Raw genomic sequence first — 14,595 nt, forward strand, 5'->3', positions numbered from 1 at the left:
GCCCGGTGGCATCATCGGCACATGAATCCGGATCCCGCCGACAGCGTGCTCCACCACTTCCGCCGATGGGCGGGGGAGGACCCCGGGGCGCCCGCCGTCGTCAGTGGCGCGGCCGTCCTCGACTACGGGGAACTGGACCGCGGATCCAGCCGCCTGGCGGGCCACCTGCGCGCCGCCGGCCTGGAGCCCGGGGGCGCCGTGGCCATCGCGACCGCGGACCGGCCGGAGGCCGTGACCGCGCTGCTCGCCGTGCTCAAGGCGGGCGGCGCCTACGTCCTCCTCGATCCGGACGAGCCCGCCGCGGCGCGGCGCCAGCTGGCGCAGGCCCCGCCCTTCCTCCTGCTCACGCGCCGCGCGCTGCTGGCCTTCCTCGACGAGGGGAGCGACCGGCGCGTCATCTGTCTCGACACCGAGGCCCCGCAGATCGCCGCTCGGCCGGTGGAGACGGCCGGGGTGGGTGCCCCCGCCGGCGGCGACCCGGCCGCGTTCGTCCTGACCGGGGGTGCGCGGGCGCGCGCGGTGCGGATCGACCACGCCCGGCTGCTCGCCGCCCACGACGGCTGGGCCGAGGTCGCCGGGTTCACCCCCGAGGACCGGCACCTGATCACCGCCCGCCCCGACCTCGGTGGATTCGCCACCGGTTGGACCCGGGCGCTGTGTTCCGGCGGAGCCCTGGTGCTGCCGGACCGCCCGTCCGCGAGCCGGGAGGAGCTGCGCCGGCTGATCCGCGACGAGCGGGTCTCCGTCGTCCACACCGACCCCGGGTCGGCGCACCGGCTGTTCACCGCCGGGGACGGCGCGCGCGACCCGGGCCGCACGCCCGACCCCGACACGTGGTCGGTCCGTCTGGTCACGGTCACCGGAGACCGGCTCTACCTCGATGAACAGACCTCCCTGCACGCCCTGTTGCGCCCGGGCGCCCGGCTGCTCAACGTGTACGGCCCGGCCGAGACCGCGGGGGTCGGCACGTGGTTCGAGCTCCCCATGCTGGCGCACCCGGTGGCCGGGCCCGAGGGCCTCAGCCTGCTCGGCGTCCCCTTTCCCGGCTGCCGGGTGGAGCTGGTGGGCGGCGAGGTCCGGCTCACTCCGCCGGACGGTGGCGGGGCCGTCGCCACCGGGGACCTCGCCCGTGTGCGCGAGGACGGGCTGCTGGAATTCGCCGGCCGACAGCGGGACCGGGTGGTGATCGGCCGCCGGACCCTGGACACCTACCGGATCGAGTCCCTCCTGCGCGGCCATCCACGGATCGGCGGGGCGCTGGTGCGGGAGGTGCCCGACGCGGCGCTCGACGCGGCATCCGGCGGGAAGCCCGGCGAGAAGCGCCACGGCTCCGCGCGGGGCCGCCTCGTCGCGTACGTCGCCCCGCCGGCCCACGCCTTCGCCGACGCCTCCAGCGGCGCCTCCACCGAAGCGTCCGCCGACGCGGAGCTGCCGGACGCCGGGGCCGTGGGCCGCCACCTCGCCGACGCGCTGCCCGCGGAGGAGATACCCCGCACGGTGGTCCGGCTGCGCGCCCTGCCCCGGGACCGCTCGGGCCGCGAGGACCGCGGGGCCCTCCCGCTGCCGGTGGCACCGGGCGCCGCGCGGGCCGCCCGCGGCTCGGGCAAGTACACCGCTGCCGGCGGCGACGTGTCCCCCTCGTGCGCGGTCGGCTGCGCGGCCCTGCCCCTCGCCCTGATCGCCGCGTCCCTGACCGGGATCCTCTGGCCCGGCTCGACCGACCTCGGCGCCGTCCCCAGCGGCTACGCGAACCTGTTCTTCGTCCTGTACGTCTTCGAATGGCTGGCCTTCGGCTTCGGCGTGGTGTTCCTGCTCGCAGGCCGCCGCCGCACGCTCGGCCAGGGGCGGGGCCGCGTCCTCGGGACGGCCGCGCACCTGGCGATCACCTACCTGCTGGTGTCCTGGTGGCCCCAGGACAACCTGTACCGGCTCGCCGCCAAGCAGGACTGGCCCCGCCAGGCCGCCCTCGTCTACGCCTTCAACGTCCCGCTGATGATCGCCGCCGGGATCGTCGCCCTCTACGCCGTCCGCGGCCCCCGCACGGAAGCCTCCGCCGGGTCCTGAGCGGCTTCCCCGAACAGCGCTCCCACGGCCGCCGCCCGGGCGCGCACCATCTCCTCGGCCGCGTCCACCGCCTCCCGGGTGTGCGCGGCCACCAGCACCCCCAGCCAGGGTGCCGGGTCGAAGGCCGCGGTGGGGATGGCCGGGACGAAGACGGCGCCGAGGTCCGCGCAGCCGCGGGCCAGCGCGGCACACAGCTCCCCGGCCATGGCCTCGGGCAGCCGGGCCCCCAGCTCGACCCGGTCCATGATCCGTACCAGGTGGTCCCCGCCGCGCAGTTCGTCGAGCCGGGCCTTGACGACGAAGGCCGCGGAGGGTCCCGTCAGCCGCAGGTTCGTCTCGGTCGGCGCGAGGCGTCCCTGCCCGGCGCCCACGAAGTCCACGTCGAACCAGCCCCGGTACCCCGCTGCGGCCAGCTCGCGGCCCACCGCTCCGCCGAAGGCCGACAGCGCCTCCCGCGCCACCTCGGGGACCACTCCGGGCCCGACCGTGGCCCCGCGGTAGCCGGTGCCCACCACGTCCATCACCGCCGCGCCCACCGGATGGACGCGGCCCGCGGCGTCCACGAAGGCGTCGTACGTCAGGTCGCGCACCGCCGTGTCCGGGTCGTGCGCGTACTCCTCGGCGAGCAGCGGTCCGCGCGGCAGCCCGCGCAGCGCCGCCAGGGCCCCGCCCGCCGCGCGCACGCGCTCCGGCGTGAGCACCCGCGTGCCCGAACCACCCACCCCGTGCTCCGACTTGAGCACGGTGGCGAGGCCCGCCCGGGTCCGCGCCGCCACCAGGCGGGCCGCGGCCCACCGGCCCCGCGGCCGCCACTGCCGGGGGACCAGCACGTCCGGGTGACCGCCCGCCCGCACGATCTCGGTGAACAACGCGTGCGAGGCCGCCTTCGATTCGTACCGCAGCACCTCGGGGCGCCACGGCCCGCCCCCGGCCAGCCGGGCGAAGTCCGGGCTCTGCCCCCACGGCACCAGCACCGCCCCCGATCCGGTCAGCCGGGCGGCGAGCGCGGGCCGCGCCCCCACGGCGGCCGACAGCGAGCGGCGGTCGGGCGCCAGCGCGTCGTGGACCTCCACCCGCGGCCAGTCCAGTTGCCGCGCGACCTGCTCCACCCACCAGGCGGGCACCGGCCGGGGCAGGACCAGCGCGGCGGGGCGGGGACCGTAGAAGGCGGCGAGAGCGGCGTAGTGGTGCGCGGCGAGCTGCTCGCGGTCCAGGGAGACGTCACCGAACTGCGCGTTGTACTCGGCCACGTTTCCGAGGTGCACGGTGGGCCGGTCCCCGGTCCAGGCCGCCACCCACGGCGCCGCCCCGCCGAGCCGCACCTCGAAGCGCACCAGCTCCGCCACCGGTGCGCCACCGGCCGGCGTACGGGCCCCCATCGCCCGGTAGAACCCAGCGGCGTGCGGGTCGGCGTCGATCACCAGCGTCCGGCAGCCCAGTTCGCGGGCCCGGCGCACCGCGTCCCGGTACAGCCGCCGGCCCACCCCGCGGCCGATGGCCGACGGTTCCACGAAGAGCAGCCCCAGTTCGGCCACGGGCGGGCGCCCGTCGAGCGTGGCGACGCCGAGCAGCTCCGGGCGGGACCCCGACGCCTCGGCGACCACGACCCGGCGCGCCCCGACCTCCTCGGCCCGGATCGCCAACTCCGGGGCGCAGGCGGCCAGGAACTCCTCGTCGTACCCCCAGTGCGCCTTCGACCGCAGCGCGAGCGCGCCGAGCGCCGCCGCCTCGTCCGGCCGGGCGGCCCGTACCCGCACCCGCACCGCTTCCCGAACCATCCGTGCCTCCCCATCCCCGGCCGGGACGGCCGTGCGATAGGTTTTCCCTTCCCCACGCGGCTCCTCGCATCCCCTTTCCACCCACGCGGAGACAGGCCCCTCAATGAGCGACATCATCAACGGACTCGGCCGCACCAGCGCCTTCGGCGCCCTCGGCCTGGTGCTGCTGATCCTCGGCATCGTCCTGGTGGACGTGCTGACCCCCGGTGCGCTCCGCAAGCAGATCTGGGAGGAGCGCAACCGCAACGCGGCCCTGCAGCTCAGCTCGGCACTGCTCGGCGTCGGCGGGATCGTGTTCACCTCGATCTGGACCACCTACGACGACTTCGGCAAGGGGCTGCTGAGCACCGCCGCCTTCGGCGTGCTCGGCCTGGTCCTGATGGGGCTGGCCTTCCTGGTCCTGGACCTCTTCACCCCCGGCAAGCTCGGTGCGATCGTGGTCGACCCGCAGCCGCACCCGGCCGTCTGGGTCACCGCCTCCTGCAACCTCGCGGTCGCGGCCATCGTGGCGGCCTCGATCTCCTGACCCCACCTCCGCGCAGCCCTGAGGCCAGGCCCTAGGCCAGGCCCAGGGCGAAGACGGCGAATCCCGCCGACAGCAGGCCCGCCGCGGTGCGCCGCGCAGCCGTCGACCGGGCCCACGGGGCCTCGAAGCGCCGGGCGTACCGGGCGATGAGCACGAGCAGCGTCGCGAACACCGGCAGCCAGGCCAGCCGCTGCACGATCCACAGCGCCGTGTCCGGGGCCGTCGTCAGCCCGGGGAGCCCGCCCAGGGCGGCGGCGGGCACGGCCGCGGCCAGCATCGCGCTCTGGTGCCAGCACAGGACGGTCATCGCGGACAGGTTGACGACGACCACCGGAGCCCACAGGGCCGGCCGCGCCAGCCACCGCGCGAGCCGGTCGCGGACCAGGATCGCCGCCCCGGACTGGGCCGCGGCCAGCGCCAGGACCAGCAGCGACGGCGGGTGCGAGTTGGTACGGGCCGCGCCCGGTACGCCGACCATGGACGCCGGGTAGTGGAAGAGCAGCAGCAGGACCGCGAAGAGCGCCGTGCCGCCCGCGCACAGCAGTGCGGCGCCGCGCCGCCCGATCCGGCCCTCGCCCCAGGAGACGCCGAGCTGATAGGCGAACAGCCAGCCCGGCAGGATGTTCACCAGGGCCACCCAGTTCGGCACGGCGTCCGCGTACGGCCCGTAGCGCAGGAAGTCCACCACGGCGACCGAAGCGAGCAGCGGCGCCGCCGCCCAGCCGCCGAGCCGCCGCGCCGCGCGCACGCAGTACGGGGTCAGGGCGGTCACCACCGCGTACACCCCCACGAACCACAGGGGTTGGACCACCAGCGTCGCCCCGGTCCGCAGGGTCGTCACCGGCACCCCCGCCGCGTACAGCAGCGGCGCGAGCACGGCCCACACGGCGGTGACGCCGAGCACCGGGCGGCCCAGCCGGGCGATCCGGCCCCGCAGCCAAGCCCCCGTCGAGCCCGTGCGGCGGTGGTAGGACAGCACCGAGGCGTACCCGCCGACCAGGAAGAAGATGCCGAGCATCTGGAGCACCCAACTGGCGGGCGCGAGCGCGGCGAAGGAGGAGAGCGGGCTCGCGTTGTGCAGCGCGCCCGCGCCGTCCAGGGTGAAACCGCCCAGCATCCAGTGCCCGGTGGGGACGGCCAGCAGCGCGATCGCGCGCAGCGCGTCGATCGCGCGGTCACGGTGGGCCGGGGTGTCCCGGTCGATGCGCCGGGCGAGGCGGCGCAGCCCCCCGACGGAGGGGCCGGTGCGGGTCGCGCCGCTCATCGGGCCGCTCCCGTCGTGATCGCGACGAAGGCCGCCAGGGACTGTGTCCCGGGGACGAAGTAGCCGGTGTGGCCCTCGGCGTCGGCGGCGGGGACCCGCCGGGCGCCGAACGCGGCCGACGTCGGGTCGGCGCCGTGCCCGAGCCCGGCGAACTCGACGTTCGGCACGTCGTCGATCCAGTCGGAGGGGCCCTTCGCGGCCCACACGCGGGCCCGGGTCCCCAGCGCGGCCGCGCGCTCCGCGTGCATGCCGGGGGAGCCGAGCACCACGATGTCCCGCGCGTCCGCGTGGCGGGCGGCCAGCCCGCAGACCACCGAGCCGTAGCTGTGGCAGAACAGCGCCGGCCGCGGGGCGCCGACGGCGTCGAGGCCCGCGAGGAAACGGGTCAAGCGGGTCGCGCCGGCCTCCGCGAGCCGGACGCGGGCGGCGTCGAGCCCCACCCCGACGGGGGTGGTGTAGCCCGTCCAGGCCACCACGGCGGTGGTGTCGCCGCTGGCGGCGCGCAGGGCGCGGGCCATCCCGGCGGGGCCGCTGTACGCCTGGCGCGCACGGTCGTGCGTCCGCGCGTCGTTGTCGGAACCCGGCACGACCACGGCCACGTGCTCCGCGTGCGCCAGGTCCCCGAAGACCTCGACGACCTGCCCGCGCCCGCGCGGGTCGAAGGCGAGGATCCGACGCTCGGACCCGGCGAGCGAGAGGTACCGGCCGTCACCGGAGGCCAGGATCGAGATCCGGTTCGCCCGGTACCGCAGGGCCACGGGCACGCCGTCCAGATTGCCGACGACCAGCGGGTGCCGGCGTACCAGGGCGTGCGCCTCCTCCGGGGGCAGCGCGGCGAAGAAGCGGGCCACCGCGCCCGGTGCGGCGGTGGTCGGATCGGGCAGCCCCCGCACCGCCAGCCAGGCCGTGGTCCCGGGGAGCGGGCCGGTGACCGCCGCCTGCGCGTCGGCGGACGCCCAGCCGGCGGTCCCCGTGATGACGGCCGCCGTCAGTACGGCGGTGACCAGCGTCCTCCCGAAGCGGCGCATGCCCCTTCTCCTCTCCTCGTGTCGAGGAGGAAGGTAGGAAGAAGGTGCCGAACCGGACATCGCACCAGGGAGCCAAGTGCGCTGTCATACCTGGGTAGGGGGTGGAGGAGACCACCTAATAGTTTATTTGGACTGATAGAGTTCGACTATGCCGCGTCGCGCCCTCGACAACCCGATCGTTCTGGCCGTGCTGGGCCTCCTGCTCGAACAGCCCTCGCACCCGCACCAGATGCTTGCCGAACTGCGAAGACGCAGCGAAAGCCACGCCGCCGCGATCACGCGGGGCACGCTCTACAACACCGTTGCCGCCCTGGCCGAAGCGGGCTGGCTCGCCTCGCAAGGCCAGCAGCGCGCGGGAAACCGTCCGGAGAGGACCGTCTACGCCCTCACGGAGGAGGGGCACGACGAACTCGTACGACGGCTGGACTCCCAGATCCGCAACCCACAGCGCGAGTTCTCGCAGTTCCTGGGCGCGGTCAGCTATCTCGGCGCCCTCGGGATGAGCGGCGCGGTGGAGGCCCTGGCCGAGCGTGCCCGACGCCTCCAGCAGCGCACGGCCGCCGATGAAGAACGCCTCGCGGAGGCCTTGGCGGCGGGCGCGCCCCGCCTGTACGTCATCGAAGCCGAATACGCGCTGTGCCTCGCTCGCGCCGAGACGACATGGATCGCCTCGGTCATCGATGACCTCCGCACCGGCTCGCTGACGTGGCCGACCGGTGCGGCGACACCCTCCGCACCCTCTGAAACGCCGAACCGAAAGGGATCGAACGCGTGACATCTTTAGCGCAAGACGGCTTGCTCTTCGGGATCTACCCGGGCGGAGTCGCCGGTGACGACACCGGGGGCCTGGCCGGCGGCCCGCCCGATGACCCGGCCCTCGTGTCGAGCGCACTCGACCGCCTCCAGGGCCGACCGGGCCGCCCGTTCCTGGTACGCGCCTACCTGAGCTTCGACGATGCCACCCGCCTCGGCGAGCCGCACGCGACCGCGGCGCCGGCCGCCGCGGCCCGATACGCCGTCCGGGGGCGCCGTCTGGACCTGGTGGCGCAGTACCGGTCCGCGGCCGGAGACGTCGACGGCTACTGCGATTTCCTGCGCGAGCTGGTCGAGCAGTACGGCGCGGTCACGAGCACGTTGCAAGTGACGGAAGAGCCCAACGTCACGTCGAACCCGATACTGGACGGCTACTACCCGGCGGTGCACGAGGCGATCGTCCGCGGGGTCTCCGTCGTCAAAGCGCGAGCACGTGAACTCGGGTACACAGGCCTACGGGTCGGATTCAACACCACTCCCCTCTTCGGGCCGGCAACCTCCTTCCTCACCGATCTGACCGACTTCGGGGGAGGAGACTTCATAGCCGATCTGGACTACGTGGGCCTGGACTTCTTTCCCGACGTCTTCCGACCCGTCGCCGCACCCGCCCTCGCGCACGCCGTCGAGGGGCTGTTGCGTCATCACCGCGACTCGGTGATGGCGCCGGCCGGCCTGGAGCATCTACCGCTGCACATCACCGAGCACGGGTGGCCCACCGGACCTGAACGCCACCCGCAGCGGCAGGCCGACGTCGTCGAGACCGTGGTGAGTGTGATCGCCGCCCGATCGAGCCAACTCCACCTGAGCGGTTACACGCATTTCGCGCTGCGCGACGCCGACAGCGCCCGAACGGGGCTGTTCCATCAGTTCGGACTCACCGCCGACGACTACTCTCCCAAGCCGGCCTTCGACACCATGAAGATGCTCGTCGAACGCTTCAGCGTCTGACGGCCGGGCGGCCCCTGCGCAACGGCGCCGGTGGGCACCGACCGCGCCCCTGGCAGACTTGACGGCATGTCCGACACACCGCCCGCAGACCCGCCGCCGCGAGATCCGGTGCCCGCGTACCTGTCGTACTATCCCGAGGTCCTCGCGTCCGGTTCGCTGCGGGGCGCCCTCCAGGAAGCGGCCGATCGGGCGGGCCTGCCGCTCGCGGTCGAGCTGACGTCCGCACCGGGCTGGCGCGTGGTGGCCGCACAGGTGACGGCCGACGGCCGCGCGGCGCAGGTCCTCATGAGCATCGGCGACCGCTCCTTCTCCGTCACGTGCTGGGCCGCCGATGTCAGCATGGCCACCGGCCGCACCGAGGAACTGTCCGAGGTCGTCGGGGCGCTGCACTCCTGGATGCGCGGGCACCGCCTGCGGGAGCTCGTCGCGCAGTGGCCGTTCCTGCGGACCTGGGAGCTGGCCGAGGCCTACGAGCGGGGCGACGCGGTGCCGGCGCGCTGGCGCTCCCTGCGCGGCTCCGCCGAGCAGAGGGGCGACACCGCGATGGGGGAACTCCTGCGGGCCGCCTTCGCGGAGCCGAGGCTGCGGGTCCTGTCGCCGGGGCAGAGCATGCAATGGCTCACCTTCAGCCGCGGGGCCGCCCCACCGATCTGCCGCGACCTGCCGCGGACCATGCCGGTCAAGGGCGGCGGCTACCGGATCCGTTTCGCCGACGGTCGGCTCCAGGACGCGGAGGATGCGGCGGGGGCCGTCGCGATCGTCCTCGCCGGCCTCCCTGAGGACGCCGTCCCGCACCCATGACCCCGCGCGCGACGGGACGGGGCCTCAGGCGCCGTCGCCCGGCCGGACCAGCCCCGCCTCGTAGGCGAAGATGACGGCCTGCGCCCGGTCCCGCAGGTCCAACTTGCCCAGGACCCGCCCGATGTGCGTCTTGACCGTCTGCTCGGCCAGCACCAGGTGCCCGGCGATCTCCTGGTTCGACAGCCCGCGCGCGATCAGCTCCAGCACCTCGGTCTCCCGCGGGGTCAGCCCGTTCAACCGGAGCGCCGGATCCTTGCGGGGCGCGGGCCGCCGCTGCACGAAGTCCGCGATCAGCCGCCGGGTCACCGACGGCGCCAGCAGGGCCTCGCCCGAGGCGACCACCCGGACCGCCGCGATCAGGTCGGCCGGGGGCGCGTCCTTGAGCAGGAAGCCGGAGGCGCCCGCGCGCAGCGCCTCGTACACGTAGTCGTCGATGTCGAAGGTGGTCAGCATCAGCACCTTCGGCCTGTGCACCACACCGGGCGCCGGTCCGAGCAGGGCGCGCGCCGCCGTCAACCCGTCCATCTCCGGCATCCGTACGTCCATCAGCACCACGTCGGGGTGCGCGGCCCGCGCCACCTCGATGCCGCGCCGGCCGTCGGGAGCCTCGCCCACGACGTCGATGTCGGCCTGCGCCGACAGCAGTGCGGCGAACCCCGCCCGCACCATGGCCTGGTCGTCGACGATGATCACGCGGATGGTCAACTGGCGTCCTCGGCAGCGGGGTGCAACGGCAGGCGGGCGGCGACCCGGAAGCCGCCGTCGGGAAGCGGACCGGTGTCCAGCGTCCCGCCCGTCAACCGTACGCGCTCGCGCATGCCGATCAGACCGTGACCGGTGCCCGGCCCCTCCAACCGCACCGGCGCGCTGCGGGCCCGCCCGTTGACCACGAGTACCAACACCTCGTCCGCGGCGCCCGCGTCGTGGCGCACCGAGACCCGGGTCGTCGCCCCCGGCGCGTGCCGCACCACATTGGCCAGTGCCTCCTGCACGATCCGGTACGCCGACAGGTCCACCGCGGGCACGGCCTCGGCCGCCAGCGCCGCCTGCGCCGTCATCGACAGCTCCACCGGCAGACCCGCCCGTACGGTCGCCTCCACCAGCTGTTGCACCCGCGCCAGCCCCGGCTGCGGAGCCCGCTCGCCGTCCACCCCGTCGCCCCGGAGCACCAGCAGCAGCCGCCGCATCTCGCCCAGCGACTCCCGGGCGCTCGCCGCGATCGCGGTGAACTCCTGGCGCACCTCCTCGGGCATGTCCGGCAGCCGGTACGGCGCGGAGTCCGCCTGCACGGTGATCACCGACATGTGATGGGCCACCACGTCGTGCAACTCCCGGGCGATCCTGGCCCGCTCCTCCAACAGGGTGCGCCCGGCGCGCTCGGCCTCGCTGATGCTCTCCTGCTCGGCGACCCGCCGCTGGGCGTCGCCCACCCCGCGCAGCGCCCCGGTCACCACCAGCATGACGCCGGCCAGCACGAACAGGAGCGCGTTCGTGTTCGTCACCCCGTCCGGTGGGAGGAAACCGAGCAGCACCCCGACCGCCCCGGTCGCCAGCCACACCCCGATCAGGGTCCGGATCGACTCGCGCAGCCCCAGGCAGGCCATCAGGAGCAGGTACCCGACGATGACCATGGGCGTCCACGGCCAGGTCTGCCCGGCGATCCGGTCGGCGTGGACCAGTACGAGGGCGCCCACGGTGTCGGCCGCGAGCACCAGCGCCCACGCGGCCAGCGGCCGGGTCACCGCGAGCAGCAGCGGCACGGTCTGCGCCACGCCCAGCGCGCCCGCCCAGCCGCCCCCCGCCTTGTAGTCGTTGGTGAGGACCGTGATCGTCACGGGCAGCAGGGTGAGCACGGCGACCGCGACGACCGCGTAGGGCAGCCGGCGCTGCCACCGCTTCGGGGCCTGCGCGAACAACGGCTCCGCGGCTCTGGCCGGGGTCCGCAGCACCGCGGTCAGCCCGGGCGGGGGACCGGACATCTCTTCGCTTCGCATGATCCGTCCAGCCTAGGGGGTGCCCGGTGCCCGGCGTCCGGTGCCGTGGCCCGGCCGTGCCGGGTGGATCTTGCCTGGGGATAGGGTCTCGGTGGCGCCGGGGGACGACGTCACCAGGGACAGCGCGAGCGTCAGGGGTCGGGGCATGGGTTCGGTGGCCACGTTGGAGAAACTGCTGCCGGTCCTGCTGGCCTTCGGCTGCGGTGCGGTGCTCGCCAGGCGCAAGGTCGTACCCGCCGAGGCGTCCAAGGCCTTCGCGGACTACGCCTTCCTCTTCGCCGTCCCCTGTTACCTCTTCGGCAACATCTACGCGAGCGACCTCGGCGCCCTGTTCAACTGGCGCGCACTGTCGGGCTACGCGGCCACCGCCGCGCTCGCCGTCCTCATGGTCGGGCTCGCCGCCCGGGCCCGGGGGGTGCGGGAGCCGCGCGGAGTGGCCCTGCGGATCATGGCGGGCGTCCAGGTCAACACCGCCTACTTCGCGGTGCCCGTCTTCATCACCGTGTTCGGCGACGCGGCGCCGATCTTCCCGGTGCTGCTGTTCCAGGTCTGCGTGCTGTCCCTCGTCGTCATCTCCGTCATGGAGCTCGGCCGCGCCGACGACGCGGCCGAGGGCGGCGCGCCCGGCGACGGAGCGGCCGCCGCCGGCGGGGCCTCGCGGCCCGTCCGGCTCGCCCGGGCCGTCGTCGCCTCGCTGACCACGCCGCTCGTGCTCGCCTGCAACGCGGGCATCCTCCTCAACCTGCTCGCGCTGCCCGTCCCGAAGGTGGTCCTCGACGGCTTCGCCTTCGTCGGCGACAGCGCCTCGCCGGTCGCGCTCTTCGCCCTCGGCCTCCACCTCGGCGGTCTCGGCCTCGACGTCCGGGGCACGACCCGCGAGGAGATCGCGCTGATCGCCTTCAAGTGCCTGGCCTTCCCGCTGCTCGCCTGGGGCGTCTGCGGCGGCCTGTTCGGCGTCACGGGGGACTGGCTGAACTACCTGGTGCTGATCGCCGCGATGCCCACCCCGCAGAACCTCTTCATCTTCGCCCAGCGCTACGACGTCGGCGTGGACCTCTCCGCCGCCCTGGTGATCAAGAGTTCGGTCGCGGCGCTGCTGCTGCTCCCGCTCTGGATCCAGTGGGCGGCGGCCTGACCCGACGGACGGCCGTCAGGCGCTCAGCACACCGGTGCCGAGCAGCCCGAAGAGCAGGACGCCGATGGCGATCCGGTAGAGGACGAAGGCGTTGAAGGAGTGCTTCGCGACGAACTTCAGCAGCCAGGCGATCGAGGCGTAGGCGACGACGAAGGACACCAGGGTGCCGACCGCCAGGGGCGCGAGGTCCACCCCGGCGCCGACCGCGTCCTTGAGCTCGTACAGGCCGGCGCCGGTGAGGGCGGGGATGCCGAGGAAGAAGGACAGGCGGGTGGCGGCGACGCGTTCGAGGTCGAGGATCAGGCCGGTGGACATGGTGGCGCCGGAGCGGGAGAAGCCGGGGAAGAGCAGGGCGAGGATCTGCGAGGAGCCCACGAGCATCGCGTCCTTGAGGCGCGTGTCCTGTTCGCCGCGCCGGTGTCGGCCCATCTGGTCGGCGGCCCACATCAGGCCGCTGCCGACGATCAGGGAGCCGGCCACCACCCACAGCGAGGCGAGCGGCCCCTCGATCAGCGGCTTGGCGGCCAGCCCGACGACGACGATGGGGATCGTGGCGTAGATGACCCACCAGGCGAACTTGTAGTCGTGGTGGTGGCGCTCCTCGCGGTCGGCCAGTCCGCGGCCCCACGCCGAGACGATCCGCACGATGTCCTTGAAGAAGTACACGAGGACCGCCGCGATGGCCCCCACCTGGATCACGGCGGTGAAGGCGACGACGGCCTTGTCGTCCACCGGAATCCCCATCAGACCCTCGGTGATCTTCAGATGGCCGGTGGAGGAGACCGGCAGGAATTCGGTGACTCCTTCGACGATGCCGAGAACGACTGCCTGGCCTATGCCGATGGTGCTCAATTGCCCCGTCCCTGAGGTTGGTTCGCGCGGGTGACCCCTGGCCGTCTACACGCGTGTAGAAGACGAAGGTGACTGTAGAGGATCCGCGCCGGGGCGACCAACACGCGGTGCAGCCGGTGTGCGCCGTTCCACGGCGTCGGAAGGCGGGGTCGGCCCGCGAGGTCCGGGCGGCCTCCGTCCGTCAGGGGGCCGGGGCGGACCGCTCCGGTTCCGGGCGGGTCGACGGGACGGGGGGCAGGGCCGGCCAGTGGGTGCGGATGCCGTCCCGCATCCGGGCCGCCAGGCGGGACAGGTGCGACAGGTCCGGGTGGTCCGCGCCCAGGGCGGTGACCACATCGAGGCGGTGGGCCAGCCGCTGGCGGGCCGTGGCCGTGCCCCAGGTCCAGTCCTCGCGCGCCGCCCGGGCCAGGTGGTCCCCGGCCTCCCGCCGCTCCCGCGGCACCAGCGCGTCCCCGCGCAGCAACCAGCCCGCGCAGGCGTCGGCGAGGCCGTCGGGGAGGTCCTCGCCCCGCTCCTCCCGCCACACCGCACGGTAGGCGGCCTCGGCGCGGGCCAGCAGCGGCGGGGCCGCGGCCGTCACGCACCAGCAGGAGGGGAACCCGATCCGCAGGTAGGCCAGTTCGGCCAGACCGCTGCCCACGGCGGCCTGTTCGAAGTCGACGAACCGGATCCCCGCCGGGGTGTGCAGGTCGTTGCCGGGACACGGATCGCCGTGCAGCAGCGAGTCCACCCGGGCCGCCCCGAGCCGCTCCACCAGGGCCGCCACCTGCGCCCGCGCCCCGGCCGGCACCTCGGCCCCCAGTTCCCCGGCCAGGCCGAGGAACGCCAGGGCGTCCTCCTCGCCCGGCCCCCGCCACCGCGGCAGGCCCGCCGCCTCCGCCGCGGACAGCGCGGCCCCGCAGGCGTGCAGCCGGCCCAGCGCCACCGCGTACTCCACGATCCACTCGGGCCCGGGCCGCCGGTGCTCCAGGTGTTCCAGTACGAGGACCCGCTCGGCCGGATCGGCGGCGAGCAGCGCGGGCGCCACGGGCCCGGCGGGCCGCCGGCCGGCCAGCCGCAGGGCGGTGACCTCCCGCGCGTACCGGTCCTGGGCGCCGGGCCCGGAGACGAGCTGCTTGAGGACGGCCGGTCCACCGGCCAGTTCGACCCGCCACACCCGCGAACGCGGGCTGCTCTCCAGTCGTTCCACCCGTCCCGGTGGCCCCAACCGGTCCCGCAGTCCGTCCCCGAACGGCAACCGCTCCGTCATCCCGGCCCTTCCGCCTCCGTCACCCCACAGAACGGCCCCACACCACCACACCTCCGTGCGCCCGGGCCAACGGATTTCCGCGTGCGCCGCGCGGCTCCCCGCGCGTTCCCCCGCGCGGGGGAGCCTCGTTGAGACCGGTATGG

Annotated in this window: 13 protein-coding genes; 6 read left to right on the forward strand and 7 right to left on the reverse strand. The window is 74.7% G+C overall.

The window, feature by feature from the left end; genetic code table 11:
- The first annotated feature begins 21 nt into the window (after positions 1-21).
- A complete protein-coding gene (locus ACIBEA_RS02405) occupies positions 22-2,064 on the forward strand; it encodes an AMP-binding protein (protein WP_399257034.1) in 2,043 nt (680 codons plus the stop codon).
- Here the strand turns inward: ACIBEA_RS02405 and ACIBEA_RS02410 are convergent.
- The gene (locus ACIBEA_RS02410; RefSeq protein WP_399257036.1) at positions 2,019-3,842 is read right to left on the reverse strand and encodes a GNAT family N-acetyltransferase; all 1,824 of its coding nucleotides are present in this window, start codon (positions 3,840-3,842) and stop codon (positions 2,019-2,021) included. The genes ACIBEA_RS02405 and ACIBEA_RS02410 overlap by 46 nt on opposite strands.
- 103 nt (positions 3,843-3,945) lie before the next feature.
- On the opposite strand from ACIBEA_RS02410, the gene ACIBEA_RS02415 reads away from it, so the two are divergent.
- A complete protein-coding gene (locus ACIBEA_RS02415; protein ID WP_399257038.1) occupies positions 3,946-4,368 on the forward strand; it encodes a DUF350 domain-containing protein in 423 nt (140 codons plus the stop codon).
- 31 nt (positions 4,369-4,399) lie between these two features.
- On the opposite strand, the gene ACIBEA_RS02420 is transcribed toward ACIBEA_RS02415, so the two are convergent.
- Positions 4,400-5,632: an acyltransferase gene (locus ACIBEA_RS02420; protein WP_399257040.1), complete on the reverse strand. Its 1,233-nt coding sequence runs from the start codon at positions 5,630-5,632 to the stop codon at positions 4,400-4,402.
- Complete coding sequence (locus ACIBEA_RS02425) at positions 5,629-6,660, reverse strand: alpha/beta hydrolase (RefSeq protein ID WP_399257042.1); 1,032 nt, start codon at positions 6,658-6,660, stop codon at positions 5,629-5,631. The genes ACIBEA_RS02420 and ACIBEA_RS02425 overlap by 4 nt, the downstream gene beginning before the upstream one ends.
- Positions 6,661-6,808: 148 nt before the next feature.
- Here ACIBEA_RS02425 and ACIBEA_RS02430 point away from each other — a divergent pair, with 148 nt between their 5' ends.
- The 3 genes from ACIBEA_RS02430 (at position 6,809) to ACIBEA_RS02440 (ending at position 9,222) form a co-directional block, all read left to right on the forward strand.
- Complete coding sequence (locus ACIBEA_RS02430; RefSeq protein ID WP_399257043.1) at positions 6,809-7,435, forward strand: helix-turn-helix transcriptional regulator; 627 nt, start codon at positions 6,809-6,811, stop codon at positions 7,433-7,435.
- Positions 7,432-8,421, forward strand: coding sequence for a hypothetical protein (locus ACIBEA_RS02435; protein WP_399257045.1), 990 nt, complete (start codon positions 7,432-7,434; stop codon positions 8,419-8,421). The genes ACIBEA_RS02430 and ACIBEA_RS02435 overlap by 4 nt, the downstream gene beginning before the upstream one ends.
- A 66-nt stretch (positions 8,422-8,487) precedes the next feature.
- Positions 8,488-9,222, forward strand: coding sequence for a DUF6193 family natural product biosynthesis protein (locus ACIBEA_RS02440; protein ID WP_399257047.1), 735 nt, complete (start codon positions 8,488-8,490; stop codon positions 9,220-9,222).
- A gap of 24 nt (positions 9,223-9,246) precedes the next feature.
- On the opposite strand, the gene ACIBEA_RS02445 is transcribed toward ACIBEA_RS02440, so the two are convergent.
- Positions 9,247-9,927, reverse strand: coding sequence for a response regulator (locus ACIBEA_RS02445; protein WP_399257049.1), 681 nt, complete (start codon positions 9,925-9,927; stop codon positions 9,247-9,249).
- Entirely contained in the window at positions 9,924-11,216 is a 1,293-nt protein-coding gene (locus ACIBEA_RS02450) for a sensor histidine kinase (protein WP_399257051.1), read from the reverse strand. The genes ACIBEA_RS02445 and ACIBEA_RS02450 overlap by 4 nt, the downstream gene beginning before the upstream one ends.
- A gap of 145 nt (positions 11,217-11,361) precedes the next feature.
- On the opposite strand from ACIBEA_RS02450, the gene ACIBEA_RS02455 reads away from it, so the two are divergent.
- Complete coding sequence (locus ACIBEA_RS02455; protein WP_399257053.1) at positions 11,362-12,351, forward strand: AEC family transporter; 990 nt, start codon at positions 11,362-11,364, stop codon at positions 12,349-12,351.
- Positions 12,352-12,366: 15 nt separating this feature from the next.
- On the opposite strand, the gene ACIBEA_RS02460 is transcribed toward ACIBEA_RS02455, so the two are convergent.
- Both ACIBEA_RS02460 and ACIBEA_RS02465 read right to left on the reverse strand, forming a co-directional pair.
- Positions 12,367-13,203, reverse strand: coding sequence for an undecaprenyl-diphosphate phosphatase (locus ACIBEA_RS02460; protein WP_399257055.1), 837 nt, complete (start codon positions 13,201-13,203; stop codon positions 12,367-12,369).
- Between the two features lie 181 nt (positions 13,204-13,384).
- Positions 13,385-14,452 carry a phosphotransferase gene (locus ACIBEA_RS02465; RefSeq protein WP_399257057.1) on the reverse strand — a complete coding sequence of 356 codons (1,068 nt, stop codon included), beginning with the start codon at positions 14,450-14,452 and terminating at the stop codon, positions 13,385-13,387.
- Between the last annotated feature and the right edge of the window lie 143 nt (positions 14,453-14,595).

The sequence above is a fragment of the Streptomyces sp. NPDC051555 genome (assembly GCF_044454405.1).
Taxonomy (GTDB): domain Bacteria; phylum Actinomycetota; class Actinomycetes; order Streptomycetales; family Streptomycetaceae; genus Streptomyces.